This is a genomic window from Marivirga sericea (assembly GCF_900177665.1).
GTDB lineage: Bacteria > Bacteroidota > Bacteroidia > Cytophagales > Cyclobacteriaceae > Marivirga > Marivirga sericea.
On the sequence record NZ_FXAW01000006.1, the window covers coordinates 69265 to 86244 of the forward strand.

Sequence of the window (16980 nt, forward strand, 5' to 3'; positions counted from 1 at the left end):
CAATTTATGCTTTCTCGGCAAACTGATACCCTTCATTAATTGCAAAATCTTAGGATAATTCAGCACAATACTTTCCCAGTGCACTATCTTTGGTTGCTAGCTATGAAAAGCAAGCATAAATTACGGGCTATTTTGCAGACACTTTGCTACAGGGTGGTGAGCAAATGGGTTTTTATATTATGTTATGTGTATTTATCGCTTCTTCTTAGGTGGCTTGCAGTCAAAGCAAAAGTTACTGAGTTCTCCAATTTCGTTTTTGACTTTTTGATGTTCAAGGTCTAATAGTTCGGCTTCTCGTCCAAGGTCAGTTGCTTTCAAGACTCTCGCACTTTCAGCATTCATTTCTTCTTGAAGGTTGTCAAATATTGGCTTGAAAAAGTTTGCATTAGAGAAAGTACCCTTTTCTTCATACATTCTTTGTCTGAATTTCCTTGAATAGAGTTCAGTCAAATCAAAACTGTATTGTCCAAATTTTACAAGCTGAAGTGCAGTTGTCGAATCTGGAGCAGTGATTACAGCAGCGCTTCTATTAAAAGTAGTTTTAACTTTTGAATTAAAGTTTTTGGTGAACAGGAATTCAAATGAACTCATTTGAAATGTGAAATCCATGTTCGAGCCAGAGTAGATAGAGTAAGATGTCAAATCCGGACTAATTTCAGTTTGTGGAGATTGAAAATCACTGAGTTGTAGTTGAAATTCAGGTGTCCAATCTTCAATTGTCTGACTAAATCCAGTTGAAAGTGTTATGGCGAAAAATAAAAAAATTGCTAGTTTCATTGAGATGACTTTTGTTACACATAACGCCCCTGTATAAATTCGTGGCTGATTAAAAGTATAAAAATTTCAGTTAACTACCGAGGCAATCCTACGGATTGCCGGGCTGTCTACAAAGAGCTGAAAGAACAATAACCTACTAACAGCCCTGATTTATTACAGAATGTTAACTGCAGATGTTTTTACTGACTCCAATCAAAATTTATTCAAAAGACTGAAAGAAGGTTAAATTAAATAATATAGTTAAAATACTGGCGACAACTAAGGTTACGACTGCCATCCGATTGTCAATTCCGAATAGCTTTCTAAGGTCTACCTTCAGTAGATACCACAAAGTTGCAGAATAAAAAAGTGTGAAGGTTATTAGTAATGGTGCTGAGGTTTGAGGATAATTTTTATCAATATAGGATGTCCCAAATGATCCTAGGTTCAAGTATAAAATGAGAGTCCAAAGCTCAGTAATAGCCAAATACATTAGAAATGAGGAGAACAAAATCCAGCCTATTTTCCACTTTCTCCATAACATTAAAACAGTAACCGGAAGTATGATAAGATTTATATTTACTAATGAACTGAGCTCCCAGTCAACCATATTATACCAACTGTAAATTGTTATCAGTGCATAAAGCACTGTGATTTTTTGTACAGTATTTTCTGGATCGCTCTTTTTGTTATATTGGTCACTTCCTAAATCTTCATTCATATTGTTGAATTGAATTTAAATTTCTTTTTTCTTGATTTACTACTTCCTTATAACCTTTGGATGTCCCCACATTAACAAAATCAGTGTTTGTGTAGTATTTTGCAGGCAACGCCACTGTATAAATTCGTGGCTGATTAAAAGTATAAAAATTTCAGTTAACTACCGAGGCAATCCGCAGGATTGGCTTATTAAATTAACTTTTATAAATAAGTCAATCCTGCGGATTGCCGGGCTATCTACAAAGAGCTAAAGGAACAATAACCTACTAACAGCCATGATTTATTACAGGATGTTACATGGCGTTTCTCACCATTTTCTCAAGTGAGACTGTCGTTAGTTGGCTGTTTACATCAAGCTTTTCGTTAATTCTAAGAAATTCTTTGTTATCAAGATCGTCATACAGGCTAACCCAGAATTTTTTATATGTGTCAGTCCGACCAATCATGTCATTTTCTCCTTCTGTGCTAGAGATTGTCAAGAAGCTGAAACTTGCGTTAGAGGCAAATCCCACTATTTGATTCTCTTTCAGGCTATTTGTTAACCACTGGATTAGAAAATTGTATCCATAAAATCCAGTTTGTGGAACATCAATTACAGTATAAGTGTCAGTTCTTGAGATTCGTAGTTCTACCAAGTTTAATTCTAAACAGCACTCATCAGCTTCCCTTACTTCCTCTTCAATCTGTTCAGATGTTGAATTTATGATTACATATTTTTTGAAATTTTTGAAATTGATATGTTTACGTTCCGTTGTTTGCTTTTTTGTTGATGACGATTCACTATCAATAAATTTGGTAAGATAGTTAACATCAAATTTATGTTCTAAAAAGAGAATGAGGAGCTCAAAAGGGAGTAGTAAAAATCTTATCAGTGTCCATAGGCGTCTAAAAGGAAGTGAGAGCGTTCCAAGAAGACCTTTGCCAATGTCCTTCGGATATTTGATAATTGTTACAATCAGAGCAACAATCCCAATTATGATTAAGCCTTCAAATACGTATTTCATTTGCGATGTGCAGGTATGACATGTAACAAGTGAATATAGTCACCCCCTGGTGACTATATATCTATTATACTATTGTTAAAAACCTAGCGGGAATTTTCAAATGGGAAAATACTCCCTAGGTTTTGATTTAGATTAAAGGTATATAGATTTTATGAGATACTGAAAAGGAAGGATTCGCTTAGTTTTTTTAAAAAAAAACAAAAAACCTGAAAAATCTTGGCGAAGGCTATTGCTAAAACAGCTTTCGCAAGAGTTTTTCAGGTTTAAAATTATATTGTTAATATTATTTATCTACTTCTTCTAATAATACTTCCACCGCTTTCTGAAGCTGGCTGTCTTTACCTTCCACTAATTCACCTGGCATATTTTTTACTTTAACATCAGGCTCAAATTGGAAGTTTTCCATATAATTCCCTTCCATATCAACCACACCAACTTGCGGGATACCAAATACAATATTGGGATTGATTTGTCTTTCCCACCATACCGCAGTTGCCGTCCCCGGTATGGGCATCCCGATTGTTTTGCCTATACCTAGCGCTCTGTAAGTCACTGGAAAGAAATGAGCATCTGAATAATTTCCTTCGCCAATGATTACTGCAGACGGTTTTTGCCATTTATTCTGCGGTTCAGAGCCGATATACTGTCCGCGTGGCATCAGTTTTACATATTGCTCGCCACTTAAAAGTGTAGCAAGGTCGTCATGCAGCCAGCCACCTCCATTAAAGCGCGTATCTACGATTACTGCTTCCTTCTCATTATAGCGACCCAATAGGTCTTCAAAAACTTCTCGATAGCTAGATGAATTCATACCTCTAACGTGCACATAGCCTAATCTTCCATTAGATAGTTGCTCTGTAGCTTCTCTTCTGGATTTCACCCAACGATCGTATAGCAAATTGTATTCTTGTCCTGAGCTGAGCCCCTTTATTTTCACCGTCTTAGTATTGGAGCCGCCAGCATCTGTAACTTCCAGCACGATATCTTTGCCAGCTTTGTGGTTTAGTAGAGGATAATAATTTTGCCCCGCAGCTAGTCGTTCACCATCTATTTTAGTGATAATCATTCCCCCTTTGATGCCTTGTTCAGCCATTGAAAGTGGAGATTTATCCATTACATCCGCAATTTTAATTCCTGCAGCAGTATAGTTCCAGTCTTGATAAATACCCAATGAAGCTGTTTCTGTTCCTTCACTATCGTTAAAATAGTAGCGGCAACCTGTATGCGAGCCATTTAATTCTCCTAGAAGCTCGGACATCATTTCAGCGAAATCACGGTCATTATTAATGTGCGCTAATTTTGGTTGGTATGCAGCTTTCATAGCATCCCATTCCACACCGTGTAAATCCTTTTTGTAGAACTTGCGCAATACTTGTCTCCACATGTGTTCGAATAGATAAGCGCGCTCCGCTTGTGGATCTAAGTACATCTCTGCGGCATAGCTTACCGGCTTGGAAGTGCCACTCTTTGTCTCCACTTTATAGATTGATCCACCCGCCATTACAAACAGATTTTCCCCTTTCTCATCTATGGTAAGAGAAGCTCCCCCACCCTTGAAATTTCCGATCGTTTTCGTTTTTTTCTCACGGATTTCTAATTCCCATAAATCAAAGCTATTGTCTCTACTAGACAGATAATACAACTTTTCGCCATCAGGAGATAGTTTCATGTCCGAAATAAATGAAGAAGAGATAGTTAAGCGATCAACACGATCATCTAAATTATCCCATTCTATTTTGACATCTGCAGATTCTTTCTCCTTCTCTTTACTTTTCTTTTTCTTGTCATCTTTATCCTCATCACTCTCCTCTTCCTTTTGCAGTTCTTTCCAAATCTCATATTCATCCTTGCTCATTTGCGCTTGATCATATGCTTCTTTGGTTAAATAAACTGCATATACATCGCCTGTCGATCCCCAACTTCCATGAGAACGGAAGCCTTGCTTATCAGAATAGTAGGCAATCACTTTTCCTTCATTAATCCACTGACCACCAGCTTCGGTATATCCACTTTCAGTAATATTTTGCACAGATTGTGAACCATCTGCTTTTACCAGTCCAACTTCCGATACCCAGCGTTTTTTGTCAATGAAATCCACGGTAAACCATTTGCCATCCGGAGACCACGCATAGTATTGATCACCGTCAGAATAGGAATAGTTTTTATCGCCAGATAAAACAGTTCGGGTTTGACCCGAAGCCAGATTAATTACCTTTAAAGTTGTTCTGTTACTGAGGTAAGCTACTTCCTTGCCATCTGGAGAGTATTGAGGCTGAAAAGTTTCTTCTTCATTCGCTAGCAACGCTTTTTCGTCTAAAAGTGAAGCAGCATAAAAATAAGGTTCCTTATCATTTTTAATGCTAGTTTCGTACAAATTCCAGCTACCGTTTCGCTCGCCAGCATATACTAATTTCTTCCCGTCAGGATGGAATTGAACAGATCGTTCTTGCTCAGGCGTATTAGTAATTCTTTTGGTTAGCCCGGTTTCTGTACCGGTTACAAAAACTTCACCTCTAACTATAAAAGCAATTTCCTTTCCGTTAGGGGATAGTGCCATTTCACTAGCTCCCGAATTTAAAGTTTTTAGTTTTTCAACGCTTGCTTGTTCATAAGGAATTCTAACTTCTTTTTTTATGGCTTCAGCGCCTTCTTTCTGCGTGTAGATTTCTCCCTGATACGTGTAGCATAAGGTTCCGTCATTAGCTAAGCTTAGGAAGCGAACAGGATGCGTATCAAAATTAGAAATCTTCTCAGGAGCAGCTTCACTTCCCGGCTTTAATTTCCAGACATTAAAGGTACCTGATCTTTCGCTAAGATAGAAAATGCTTTCTTGATCGTTGGCCCAGATGGGATTTCGATCTTCGCCTTCAAAGTCTGTTAATTGCTTATGGCTTTTATCGGCAGCCGTATAGACCCAAACATCACGTGCAATAGAGGAGGTGTGATGTTTCCTCCAGTAGTCTTCATAGCCCTTCAAGTCCATATATAGTAACTGACTACCATCTTTTTTAACATTTACAGCATCTAGCGGAAGTGGGATTTCCATTTTAGGCATTTTTCCTTCAAGGCTCACACTATAGAGCTGTGAAAAGCGTCCATAAGGAAATTGTGCATTTTGCGCATTCATCTTTCGGCCGGAAGTGAATAAAATTGACTTTCCATCAGCTGTAAAACTTTGTGGGATGTCATTGGCCGAATGAAAAGTTAACTGCTTAGTGCTACCATCTTCAGTATTGTATAGGTACACGTCATAATTGCCTTGCCGATCGGAAGCAAAAGCAATATGTTTACTGTCAGGTGACCAAACCGCTTCATATTCGTAGCTGTCATCAATACTTAGTGGTATAGCTAAAGCTTGATCTTTTGCTACATAGTACAAATTGCTCTTATAGCTAAATGCGATTTTTTCACCATTGGGTGCTATTTTGGCATATCGCATCCATTTCGGGGTCGATTGACCCAGAACTGCAAAGCTAGTTCCGAAAAGTAATAGAATTAGTAGTTTTTTCATCTTGTGCTAGTTTTTAGATAATGATAATTGAATATAGTTATTTTTTCAGGTGACTCAGCTGTTTTTTATTGGAAAGGAGAAATGAATACATCAACCTAAGTTATTTGATTTGAAAAAGATGGGAATGCATTGGTTTCCTTTCGGTATTGCACTAATTTTGTTGAAATTTTAGAATCATGTCCGATAGATATAACCAACGCGGAGTTTCTGCCTCCAAAGAAGATGTTCACAATGCCATCAAAAACCTTGATAAAGGACTTTTCCCGCAGGCTTTTTGCAAAATCGTGCCCGATCACCTGACAGGTGATGAGAATTATTGCACCATTATGCATGCTGATGGTGCTGGAACCAAATCCTCTTTGGCTTATATGTATTGGAAAGAAACAGGAGATATTTCTATTTGGAAAGGCATTGCTCAAGATGCCATCATCATGAATATTGATGATTTGCTCTGTGTAGGATGCACTGATAAAATTTTACTTTCTTCTACTATCGGAAGGAACAAAAACCTGATTCCGGGCGAAGTGATTTCTGCTATTATCAACGGCACGGAGGAAGTTTTGCAGATGCTTCGAGATAATGGTATGAACATTATCAGCACCGGAGGCGAAACTGCTGACGTGGGAGATTTAGTGCGTACCATCATAGTAGATTCTACGGTTACTGCTCGAATGAAGAGATCAGAAGTAATTTCCAATGACAATATTAAAGCTGGACATGTGGTAGTAGGCTTGGCTTCTTATGGACAAGCCACTTATGAAAGCGAATATAATGGCGGAATGGGAAGCAATGGTTTAACCTCGGCTCGTCACGATGTCTTCAGCAAGGATTTGATGGCGAAATACCCTGAAAGCTTTGATCCTTCGGTTCCTGATACTTTGATTTATACGGGTTCTAAAAAGTTGACAGATGCTGTGCAAGGTGTTGATTTGGACGCGGGAAAATTAGTATTATCTCCGACCAGAACTTATGCACCAGTAATTAAGAATATATTGGGTGAGATGCCAGGTAAAGTGGCCGGGATGGTGCATTGTAGTGGTGGAGCGCAAACCAAAGTGCTTCATTTTGTAGAAGGATTACATATCATAAAAGATAATTTGTTTCCAACTCCTCCTCTTTTCAGAATGATCCAGGAAGAGTCAGGCACAGATTGGAAAGAAATGTACAAAGTATTCAACATGGGTCACCGTATGGAATTGTATGTGGAGGAGGCCGATGCTCAAAAGATTATTGATATCTCAAAGTCATTCAATATTGATGCTCAAATCATTGGTAGAGTGGAAGCTTCAGAGCAAAAACAGGTGACGGTGAAAAGTGAGCATGGGGAGTTTGTGTATCATTGATTTGCTTCTACTAAAGCAAAAAGAGTTTTCAATAATTAACTTAAAGGCATACCTTTCTCTGGGAACGGTTTTGGCTGACTTGTGAAATTACCTATTGAGGAAAACGATAAAGCCCATGCCAACTTCAAGCAAAAATTGCAGGCTTTTATCTGGGCGATCAATATAGGTTTGATTATCAAAAATATTATGACCGGTTTTTTTGCTCTCCAGCATACGGAGGTATAAATTGAACCTTATGAACTTAAAAAAGCAAGATCATTTGCAGAACTAAATAGAGGAAAGCTTCTCAATGATTACATAATTTAAGTAATAGTACTTGTTGAGTTATTTAACAAAAGAGGTCAAAATCGCTTTTATATTTATGTATTTTTATATATTTTCGAATTATTTCTATTTATTAACAGTAAGTCTTCTTTTCAAATGGGTAAGTTTATCTTAATATCACTTATAGTATTTTTTCATTCTTTTTTTATTATGTGCCACATTGGTTACTCTGAACATAGAATAGATGGGCTGGTAAAAAACACTACTGACCTTTACAGATTATCTTGCGAAGCAGCTACTGAAGCGGTGGCGAATGGCCTCGGTGCTGGAGGAAACATTATCGAGGATGTTCAAATGCAACAAAGCTATTTTTTTAAATATACTTTGCCTTCTGACGGGAGAATAGAAGCCTACTATGTTCAGGCAACAGAGGGCACTCTTAATTTATATACTGATTGTAGTGCTGAGCCAGTTATTAGTAATCCATATGAGTCTATGGAAAGCGATGTTTACCCTGCTGGAACTACTTTGTACCTTGAGTGGATTTTTGGCACTAATGAAGGTGCTTTAGATCCCACTATTGTTGAATGGGATTTGCGTTTTACATCTTTTGAATCTGAAGATCCTATTAACTCTAATTGTGAAGATGCGACAGAAGCGGTGGCGAATGGGCTTGGTGCTGGAGGAAATATTATCGAGGATGTGCAAATGCAGCAAAGCTATTTTTTTAAATATACTTTGCCTTCTGATGGGAAAATAGAAGCCTACTATGTTCAGGCAACAGAGGGCACTCTTAATTTATATTCTGATTGTAATGCTGAGCCAGTTATTAGTAATCCATATGAGTCTATGGAAAGCGATGTTTACCCTGCTGGAACTACTTTGTACCTTGAGTGGATTTTTGGCACTAATGAAGGTGCTTTAGATCCCACTATTGTTGAATGGGATTTGAGTTTTACATCTTCTGAGTATTTTCCTCCTACCGGCTTGTCCTGCGAAGAGAAGATAGAGGCACAAGTAGGAACAAATACAATCACTGATGCGAAGGGAGATTCACCATACTATTACAGGTACGTAATGCAAAATGATGCAAGTGTTACTGTTTCGATGGATAGTAAAACTACCTTGCAAAGTAGCGTGATTTTAGAATCCTGCGAATCTAGCCCTTCTTTTTATTTAGATTCTAGTAATGATTATACTTCCGATCCAATTAAAGCTGGTACAGAAATTTTTATAGTTGTTTATTTTCTGGGAGATGAACCAAGTTTAGACTGGGAATTATCCTTAAATGAACCGGACCAAGTGATTTCCTTTGAAAGCCTAGATGCAAAAATATATGGTGATTCAGATTTCCTGTTAAATGCAGTATCTAGTGAAAACCTTGACGTATCGTATACAAGCTCCAACTCAGAGGTTGCTGAAATTGAAGGCAATATACTAAAGATTGTGGGAGTGGGAACAAGCATTATCACAGCCTATCAACAAGGGAATGAAACGATTTCTGCAGCCGTTCCAGTAAGCAGAGAACTAGAAATTTCTAAAAAATCGCAAATTGTTAATTTTACTTCCTTTGGCGAGGTGATTTACGGTGATTCAAATTTTATGTTAAATGCAGAATCTAGCGAGAATTTAGAAATATCTTATACTAGCTCGAATTCGGAGGTTGCTGAGATAGAGGGTAACATGCTTAAAATTGTTGGGGTGGGGTCTAGTACAATTACAGCCTATCAATATGGAAATGATACGGTTTTTACAGCCGATCCGATAAGCAGAGAGTTGGAAATTTCTAAAAGATCTCAATCAATCTCCCTCATTGAGTTTTCTACAATAGCGTATTCAGATACTGTTATAGTATTACAAAGAAAAACTTCTGCCGGCCTGCCAATAACTTATGAAAGTTCAAATAGTAATGTTGCCGCAATTCACGAGAATAGCATTAAAATTAAAGGAGCTGGTGTTTCTACAATATTGGCTTTTCAAGAAGGTGACTCTAATACGCTTGCCGCCCCGAGCTTGGAGCAAGATTTAAGAGTAGATAAAGCTGACCAAAAGATTAGCATCCAAGAGATTCCTGATAAAAGTATTGGCTCAGATCCTTTTAATGTTAAAGCTTACTCTTCCAGCGAACTAGAATTAGATTATTCTGTTGATGGCCCTGCTAGTATTGATGATAGTACTATTGTACTCTCAGGAGCTGTGGGCGTTGTTACAGTGACGACTATCCAAGCGGGGAATAATAATTACAATTCTGCGGAAGCAAAAGTTAGTTTTGAGGTATTTGATCAATGTCAAGATTTAAAATTTGTAATTTCAGGTATAGAGTCAGTAAAATGCCAGGGTGATTCGACCGGTTCAGTACTGCTAAATATTGAAGGGGGAAGCAGTCCATTTACGTTCTTACTGAACGAACAAAGCATAGTTGAAGAAGACCTATTAAGGCTCCCTGCAGGAGATTATTCCCTTACAATAAGTGACTCTAATTCTTGTGAAAAAAACAAACTTTTTACCATCGAGCAACCAGAATCCCTGGTTATAACAGGTATTATTACAGAATCAAGCTCTCCAGAAGGTAATGGAAGTATAATTGCAAATGTTGAAGGTGGTACTTCTCCCTATCAGTTCAAGTGGAGCACTGGAGCAGAGGGTAGTGAAATTTATGATTTAACTGCTGATACATATACTCTAGTTGTGACTGATGCACAAGGATGTACAAAAACCGAAACTCTTGAAGTGGGCAGTATAACTGGTATGAGCAATCCGGTAAAAAAATCAATTAATATTTATCCAAATCCAACTTCAAACATTGTATACCTTGAAACTCACGAAAATGTTTTAAAGGTAAAATTATTTAATAGTTTCGGACAGCGAATAGACCTACAGGCATCAATGAATAAGCTCTCGAATAATCTATTGGTGCTGGACACAAATTTTCTACAACCAGGAATATATTTTATCAATGTCTCAGGGGAAATGCATAGGTTAATAATTGAAAAATAACTAACTTTTAAACAACATTTCAGATGATATTTGTTGCTTCACTAAAATAAATGTTAGATCGTTACCGTTTTATTATAATTTACCTAACTTGAAAATAAAGAATAAGATCAGGAAATGTTCAATGGACTCAATTATTTAAATAAATACAAAATCTTTGCCAGTTAGGATATCATGGCAATATAGTACTCGCCCCATTGAAATAATGTTAAATTTATTATTGGTTTTGAAAAATTATCCTTCCCATCCCAACATCAAGGAGGAACTCCATACTTTCATCGGGATTATCTACATAGGCTTGGTTGCCAAAAATATTATGCCCAATTTTCTGGAAATTTTCAGCCATTTTAATATTACACAAAGGAGAGTTATTGATTCTAATAATAACAGGAATTTCTTTTGGCGGGAGCAAAATGTTTAAATTACCAGCCCCAACAGACGCTGTCACCCTACTATTCATCTTCCAGTCTTGACCACAATCAATGGAGATAGCACCAAAGCCTACTTCAGCAATAATTTCTTTGGCTAAGGCGTAGTTTAAATCTTTCACCTCTATACTACCAAAATTGACTTTTACAAAAAAAGTATCCATCGCAACGCTATTCATCGATGCATCATTGTAAGATAGTTTGACGTCTGCACTGGCAGATTTAATTTTCAACCGCTGAACCGCTAGTTTACTTAAATCTACATTTGCTTCACCCATCAAATAGTTCAAATTCAGATCAAAAGTCTGATGCTGTGATAAATTAATTTGCCATATATCATGTGGCTGATCAGGAGATGAAAAGAAACTACTAGCAACAGATTCAGTGAAGTTTAATCCCATATGGCTCTTGCAGGTTAATTCTGCATCAACTTTCTGACTGTTGTGTGTTTTCTCGATCTTGAAAGAACTAGCCGCTACGTCATTTTCACTAGCCCCAAAGATTCGAACGGGTATTGCGTCATCTACCGCAGTCAAAAATGATTTTCCTGCTTTAGTAGACACTTTCAATTCAATTCTGTCAATGTCCTTGGATTCAGCAAGTTCGAAATGCTTGTGTAATTGTTGCCCAACAACAGTTGAAGTAATACAAGAAACTGATGCAAAAAATAATAAAATTTGAAAAGCCTTAGCCATAATGGGAGTATTACGATGGCTTTAAGCAATAAGTTGTCTATTAAAATAAAAAAACCACTACTTTTTAGAATAGTGGTTTAGTCAAAAATAGATGTGCAATAATTACAGATTACACTTCAATGTATCTCTTTCAAGTGAACTCAATTAAAAAATTCTTTCACTCTATCAAAAAAGCCCTTATCCGCTTTAGTAGGATTTGGCTTAAAGTTATCAGATGTCCTCATACTTTCTAACATCTCCTTTTCATCGTCAGTGACTTTCTTAGGCGTCCAAACATTCACATGAATTAATTGGTCTCCTCTTCCGTAACCATTTACATCACCAACTCCTTTTCCTCTTAATCTTAAGATCTTGCCGGACTGAGTCCCAGTTTCAATCTTAATCTTCACTTTACCATCAATCGTAGGTACTTCTACAGTAGTTCCTAATACAGCGTCTACGAAGTTTACATATAGATCATAAATGATATTGTTGCCATCACGTTTAAGCACTTCGTGCTCAATTTCTTCAATCAAGATAATCAGGTCTCCTGCAGCTCCACCCATAGGAGCCTCGTTACCTTTACTTGACATCGATAGCTGCATACCATCGGTCACTCCCGCTGGAATTTTCACGCTAATTACCTCTTCTTTTGACTGAAGACCTGTATTGTCTACATGAGGTGGCTTCTTATCAATGAATTTACCAGATCCTTGGCAAGTAGGGCAAGTACTTGCTGAGACCATTTGACCCAACATGGTATTGGTTACTCTTCTAACTTGACCAGAACCTCCACAGGTATCACAAGATTTATAGGTCACACCATCTGCAGAAACCAATCGATTAACCTTGATTTTTTTCTCAGCACCGTGTGCAATTTCTTTTAGATCAAGCTTCAATTTTATTCGAAGGTTGGAACCTCTTCTCCCTCGACTTCTACGGCCTCCACCGCCTCCGCCAAAGAAGCTTTCGAAGCCGCCACCTCCGCCACCTCCGAAGATATCACCAAATTGAGAGAAGATATCATCCATGTTCATACCTCCTCCACCGAAGCCGCCAGCTCCGCCTTTCATGCCTTCATGACCAAATTGATCATAGCGCTGACGTTTTTGCGGGTCTCGCAAGACTTCATATGCTTCCGCTGCTTCCTTAAATTTATCCTCCGCTTCAGGATTATCAGGATTCTTATCGGGATGGAATTTGATGGCTACTTTTCGATAAGCCTTCTTTATCTCCGCTTCTGAAGCTCCTTTGCTAACACCTAATATATCGTAATAATCTCTTTTGGCCATCTTATCTATAATCTAATAACTAAAAACACAAATGTTTCTCATTTGATATTGAATATCGAACAGTTATAAAAATCTGTTATCTAGCTGCCTACTGTATTTACTCTCCAATAACTACTTTTGCGAAACGAATTACCTTATCATTCAATAAGTATCCCTTTTCTACAACATCCACTACCTTACCTTTCAATTTTTCATCGGGAGCAGGTATTTTAGTAATCGCTTCATGAATTTCAGGATCAAATTCAATTCCTGCCTCACTATCCATTGCTTTTAATCCTTTACTGATTAAGGTTTTTTCGAACTTATTTTTAATTAACGTAAATCCTTCCATCAAACCTTCGTTCTCAGCTTGGTCTTCGAATGACTTTTCAGCCCTTTCGAAATCGTCCATTACAGGTAGAAGGTCAGCAATTACTTCCTCAGAAGCTGTTTTTACTAATTCTAATCGTTCTTTAGCATTTCTTCTTCTGAAATTTTCAAACTCAGAATATAACCTTAAGAATTTATCTTTAGACTCTGCCAGTTCTATCTCTAGCTTCTCGAAATCTGACAATTCTTCATCTTTGGCTTCAGCGTCAGCTTCAGCAGCTTTTTCTTCTTCAGATCTTTCGTCCTTGATCTCTTCCTCAGGATTTTGATCTTCTTGTATATCTTCAGAGGTCTCTGCCTCTTTATTCAAATCTTTTTCGTCTAATTCTTCTTTAGCCATAACTGTATTATGTTATCCTATCTAATTTTCAGCATAGTGGAACAAGGAGTTTGCCAAATGCGATGCCACTGACAAGATGACATTACGCATTTAATGTCTTCCAAATCATGTCTTTAAGTTCGTTGATATTGTATTGTGTCAAAGACGAGATGAAAATATTTGGCAAGTCACTAGGCAATTCTTTTCTTAATTCTTGCATTAACTCCTCATCCATCAAGTCTGACTTTGTTATCGCCAATAATCGGTTTTTATCTAGCAATTCAGGATTGTATTCCTTTAGTTCATTAATCAAAATCTCATACTCTTTCTTTACATCTTTACTATCAGCAGGAATCATGAAAAGCAAAATGGAGTTCCTTTCGATATGTCTCAAGAAACGAGTTCCTAAACCTTTCCCTGCCGCTGCCCCCTCTATAATCCCTGGAATATCAGCCATTACAAAAGATCTGTGATCACGATAAGGAATTACTCCCAAATTCGGAGTAAGTGTTGTGAAAGCATAGTCAGCAATTTCAGGTTTGGCCGCTGAAACTACAGACAGTAAAGTGCTTTTTCCAGCATTGGGAAAACCCACTAACCCTACATCTGCTAGCAGTTTAAGCTCTAAAATGATCCATTCTTCTCGGCCATCTTCTCCTGGTTGAGCATAGCGAGGAGTTTGATTGGTAGCAGTTTTAAAATTAGCATTACCTAATCCTCCTCTTCCTCCTTCAGTTAAAATTTGCTCTTCTCCTTCTTCAGTTATTTCAAATCTGATTTTTCCGGTTTCAGCATCTTTAGCAACAGTGCCCAAAGGCACTTCTAGAATAATATCTTTACCATCTGCCCCAGAACTTCTCGCCCCTCCACCATTGTCTCCACCATCAGCAATTACATGCTTTTTGTATTTCAAGTGCAACAGTGTCCACAACTGAGCACTTCCTTTTAAAATGATATTTCCACCACGACCCCCGTTTCCGCCATCTGGGCCACCTTTTGGCACATGCTTTTCTCTACGCATAGAAACAGCACCTGCTCCTCCTTTTCCAGAACGAGAGCAGAATTTGACATAATCAATAAAATTGGGATTGGCCATGGGACTAAACTTTAGGGCGCAAATTTAGTCTAAATAAAGCAGGAAATAAAAAAACCTACCTATTTAGGACCAGACAATATGAAAAACTTAATTTGCCAAATACAAATGGCAATGTTTAGCCTTGCAATTTAGCTTTTCAGTCTACTATCATTTGTATGGTGATTTCTCGTCTTAATTCTTACTAGTATTCCTAGAAGAATTAGATGTGTTTTTAGAGCAAGAGTGGTGCTTTTAACTACAATGTGTTCCTGCGTAAAGTAATAAGTAGTTTAGTGTATCTGATAAGTTGGTATAAGTTATTATTAAAGAGGATTGGATTAAATAAAACTCTTTAGCAAAACTGCGTGATAAAAATCAATTTTTTCCAAAGGAAATCTCATCAGGCAACTCATTCTCATCATCCCTTTTATAAGGAAAGTGCGTTGCTAATTGATCTCCCGCCATCTTGATACCTTCGCTTAGACCTGCTGTTATATTATCCTTTTTGAAATGAGCTAACATGTGTTCCTTAATGTCATCCCAAAAATTTTCCGGAACCTTACTGTTGATACCAGCATCTCCTAGAATAGCAAATTTATGATCTTTAATAGCCATATAAAACAAAACGCCATTACGCAGTTTGGTTTTGTGCATTTTTAAGGTCTTGAAAATATGAGCAGCATGATCTAGCACGTCTTCTTTGCAATGATTCTCTAAATGCACCTGGATTTCACCAGATGTATTGAGCTCTGCTGCTTTAATAGCATTCGTTATTGTCTTTTTCTCTTCCTCGGTAAATGCTTCTTTTGCCATAATGTAAAAATAGTAAATCTTGAGAGGAATACGATTAAGAAAGGCAATAGTTCTTTATCTTGGAAGTTATTGAAACCTAATGCCGTCTGGTTCTATGTGATGTTGCCTTTCTATTTCCTCAAAAGAGGCTTTCCTTACAGAAATTATATTCCCTTTAAAAAATAAATCCTGTCCCGCTAGTGGATGATTGAAATCGACCTTGATGTCTTTTCGACTTTTATCAATGATTTGCCCACTTTGCGACTCCTCGCTATTTTCATAGCGTATAAATGATCCGATTTCTAGGGTCTCTTTAGTGTATCCTTCTTTTTCTGTAAACTCCTGAATCGGTATAGTTTTTATAAGGCTTTCATCTTTCTTACCATAAGCAAAATCTGCAGGAAGTCTGAAGGCAAAAGTTTCATTGTGATTTCGCCCCTTTAATTGTTCTTCAAAGTAAGGAAGCATTTTACCTGTGCCCACAAGAAACCTTAAGGGGTAGGATTGACCGGAAAAGTCTACCAATTCTCCTTCTTCATCCTTCTTTCTTACATGATAGGATAAAGTCACGACTGTGTTATCTTGAATTTCCATATCTTATTAACTTTTGAAGCAGGCGGGATGTTTAGCAAGTTTAAATTCTGATTTTATTCAAAGTAGATAAAGACAGGTTGAAATACTGCGATTACTTTTGATCAGCATACAAATAAAAAGGCTTCTGAAGATGATCCAGAAGCCTTAGTTAAATCAACAATTTCGTTTTTTAATCGAAACTCACTTCCGGAGCATCTTCAGCACCTTGATCAGCTTCAAAATAGCCTTTCTTTTCAAAGCCGTACATTCCTGCTAACATAGTCTGCGGGAACTTTCTGATATAAGTATTATACTCTTGAGTAACCTCATTAAATCTTCTTCTTTCTACTGCGATGCGATTTTCTGTACCTTCTAGTTGGTCTTGTAATTTAATGAAATTCTGATTGGCTTTCAGGTCAGGATATCTTTCTACAACCACCATTAATCTAGATAGCGCAGAACTCAACCCTTGTTGCGCTTGCTGAAACTGCTGGATTTTCTCAGGGCTTAAATCGTCAGTATTTACATTTATACCCGTTGCCTTCGAACGCGCTTCTATCACACCTTGTAAGGTTTCTTGTTCGAAATCAGCATACCCCTTGACAGTATTCACCAAGTTTGGAATCAAATCTGCTCTTCTTTGATAAACATTTTCTACTTGCGACCAAGCACCTGTCACCTGCTCTTCTTTTGTGACCATTTTATTGTAGGAACCTGCAAAAACTCGATACAGTATAAAAACTATAACGACTATTACACCTAGGGTAATTAAAAGTCCTTTTTTCATATTAGTTAAGTTAGATATTATTTTAGTTAGTTCATTAAAATATTGATTACGAAGGTAGCAGAGAAATGTTGATTTCGAA

Annotated in this window: 13 protein-coding genes; 2 read left to right on the top strand and 11 right to left on the bottom strand. The window is 37.3% G+C overall.

Features of this window, described 5'->3' with window-relative positions; genetic code table 11:
- Positions 1–192: 192 nt before the first annotated feature.
- From B9Y84_RS14015 to B9Y84_RS14030, 4 genes are all read right to left on the bottom strand, one after another.
- A complete protein-coding gene (locus tag B9Y84_RS14015; protein ID WP_085518022.1) occupies positions 193–777 on the bottom strand; it encodes a hypothetical protein in 585 nt (194 codons plus the stop codon).
- Between the two features lie 199 nt (positions 778–976).
- The gene (locus B9Y84_RS14020) at positions 977–1477 is read right to left on the bottom strand and encodes a hypothetical protein (RefSeq protein WP_085518023.1); all 501 of its coding nucleotides are present in this window, start codon (positions 1475–1477) and stop codon (positions 977–979) included.
- 292 nt (positions 1478–1769) lie between these two features.
- Positions 1770–2480 (bottom strand): hypothetical protein, encoded by a 711-nt coding sequence (locus tag B9Y84_RS14025; protein ID WP_085518024.1) that lies wholly within the window; start codon positions 2478–2480, stop codon positions 1770–1772.
- Positions 2481–2763: 283 nt separating this feature from the next.
- Positions 2764–5991: a S41 family peptidase gene (locus tag B9Y84_RS14030; RefSeq protein ID WP_085518025.1), complete on the bottom strand. Its 3228-nt coding sequence runs from the start codon at positions 5989–5991 to the stop codon at positions 2764–2766.
- 176 nt (positions 5992–6167) lie between these two features.
- Between B9Y84_RS14030 and B9Y84_RS14035 the strand changes: the two genes are divergently transcribed.
- A complete protein-coding gene (locus B9Y84_RS14035) occupies positions 6168–7334 on the top strand; it encodes an AIR synthase related protein (RefSeq protein ID WP_085518026.1) in 1167 nt (388 codons plus the stop codon).
- A gap of 474 nt (positions 7335–7808) precedes the next feature.
- Complete coding sequence (locus B9Y84_RS14040) at positions 7809–10595, top strand: T9SS type A sorting domain-containing protein (protein WP_176223807.1); 2787 nt, start codon at positions 7809–7811, stop codon at positions 10593–10595.
- A gap of 214 nt (positions 10596–10809) precedes the next feature.
- On the opposite strand, the gene B9Y84_RS14045 is transcribed toward B9Y84_RS14040, so the two are convergent.
- From B9Y84_RS14045 to B9Y84_RS14075, 7 genes are all read right to left on the bottom strand, one after another.
- Positions 10810–11715 (bottom strand): hypothetical protein, encoded by a 906-nt coding sequence (locus tag B9Y84_RS14045; protein ID WP_085518028.1) that lies wholly within the window; start codon positions 11713–11715, stop codon positions 10810–10812.
- A gap of 140 nt (positions 11716–11855) precedes the next feature.
- Positions 11856–12986 carry a molecular chaperone DnaJ gene (gene dnaJ, locus B9Y84_RS14050; protein WP_085518029.1) on the bottom strand — a complete coding sequence of 377 codons (1131 nt, stop codon included), beginning with the start codon at positions 12984–12986 and terminating at the stop codon, positions 11856–11858.
- Positions 12987–13083: 97 nt separating this feature from the next.
- On the bottom strand, positions 13084–13695 hold the full coding sequence (locus B9Y84_RS14055) for a nucleotide exchange factor GrpE (RefSeq protein ID WP_085518030.1): 612 nt from the start codon (positions 13693–13695) through the stop codon (positions 13084–13086).
- Positions 13696–13777: 82 nt separating this feature from the next.
- A complete protein-coding gene (gene obgE / locus B9Y84_RS14060; RefSeq protein WP_085518031.1) occupies positions 13778–14770 on the bottom strand; it encodes a GTPase ObgE in 993 nt (330 codons plus the stop codon).
- A 354-nt stretch (positions 14771–15124) separates the two neighbouring features.
- Positions 15125–15562, bottom strand: coding sequence for a TPM domain-containing protein (locus B9Y84_RS14065; protein ID WP_085518032.1), 438 nt, complete (start codon positions 15560–15562; stop codon positions 15125–15127).
- 66 nt (positions 15563–15628) lie between these two features.
- Entirely contained in the window at positions 15629–16135 is a 507-nt protein-coding gene (locus B9Y84_RS14070; protein WP_085518033.1) for an FKBP-type peptidyl-prolyl cis-trans isomerase, read from the bottom strand.
- Positions 16136–16304: 169 nt separating this feature from the next.
- Complete coding sequence (locus tag B9Y84_RS14075) at positions 16305–16901, bottom strand: LemA family protein (protein ID WP_085518260.1); 597 nt, start codon at positions 16899–16901, stop codon at positions 16305–16307.
- Positions 16902–16980 lie beyond the last annotated feature (79 nt).

Bases quoted from the DNA above. Each gene is read 5' to 3' on its own strand.
- B9Y84_RS14015 (WP_085518022.1), bottom strand. From the start codon at position 777: ATGAAACTAGCAATTTTTTTATTTTTCGCCATAACACTTTCAACTGGA.
- B9Y84_RS14020 (WP_085518023.1), bottom strand. From the start codon at position 1,477: ATGAATGAAGATTTAGGAAGTGACCAATATAACAAAAAGAGCGATCCA.
- B9Y84_RS14025 (WP_085518024.1), bottom strand. From the start codon at position 2,480: ATGAAATACGTATTTGAAGGCTTAATCATAATTGGGATTGTTGCTCTG.
- B9Y84_RS14030 (WP_085518025.1), bottom strand. From the start codon at position 5,991: ATGAAAAAACTACTAATTCTATTACTTTTCGGAACTAGCTTTGCAGTT.
- B9Y84_RS14035 (WP_085518026.1), top strand. From the start codon at position 6,168: ATGTCCGATAGATATAACCAACGCGGAGTTTCTGCCTCCAAAGAAGAT.
- B9Y84_RS14040 (WP_176223807.1), top strand. From the start codon at position 7,809: ATGTGCCACATTGGTTACTCTGAACATAGAATAGATGGGCTGGTAAAA.
- B9Y84_RS14045 (WP_085518028.1), bottom strand. From the start codon at position 11,715: ATGGCTAAGGCTTTTCAAATTTTATTATTTTTTGCATCAGTTTCTTGT.
- dnaJ (WP_085518029.1), bottom strand. From the start codon at position 12,986: ATGGCCAAAAGAGATTATTACGATATATTAGGTGTTAGCAAAGGAGCT.
- B9Y84_RS14055 (WP_085518030.1), bottom strand. From the start codon at position 13,695: ATGGCTAAAGAAGAATTAGACGAAAAAGATTTGAATAAAGAGGCAGAG.
- obgE (WP_085518031.1), bottom strand. From the start codon at position 14,770: ATGGCCAATCCCAATTTTATTGATTATGTCAAATTCTGCTCTCGTTCT.
- B9Y84_RS14065 (WP_085518032.1), bottom strand. From the start codon at position 15,562: ATGGCAAAAGAAGCATTTACCGAGGAAGAGAAAAAGACAATAACGAAT.
- B9Y84_RS14070 (WP_085518033.1), bottom strand. From the start codon at position 16,135: ATGGAAATTCAAGATAACACAGTCGTGACTTTATCCTATCATGTAAGA.
- B9Y84_RS14075 (WP_085518260.1), bottom strand. From the start codon at position 16,901: ATGAAAAAAGGACTTTTAATTACCCTAGGTGTAATAGTCGTTATAGTT.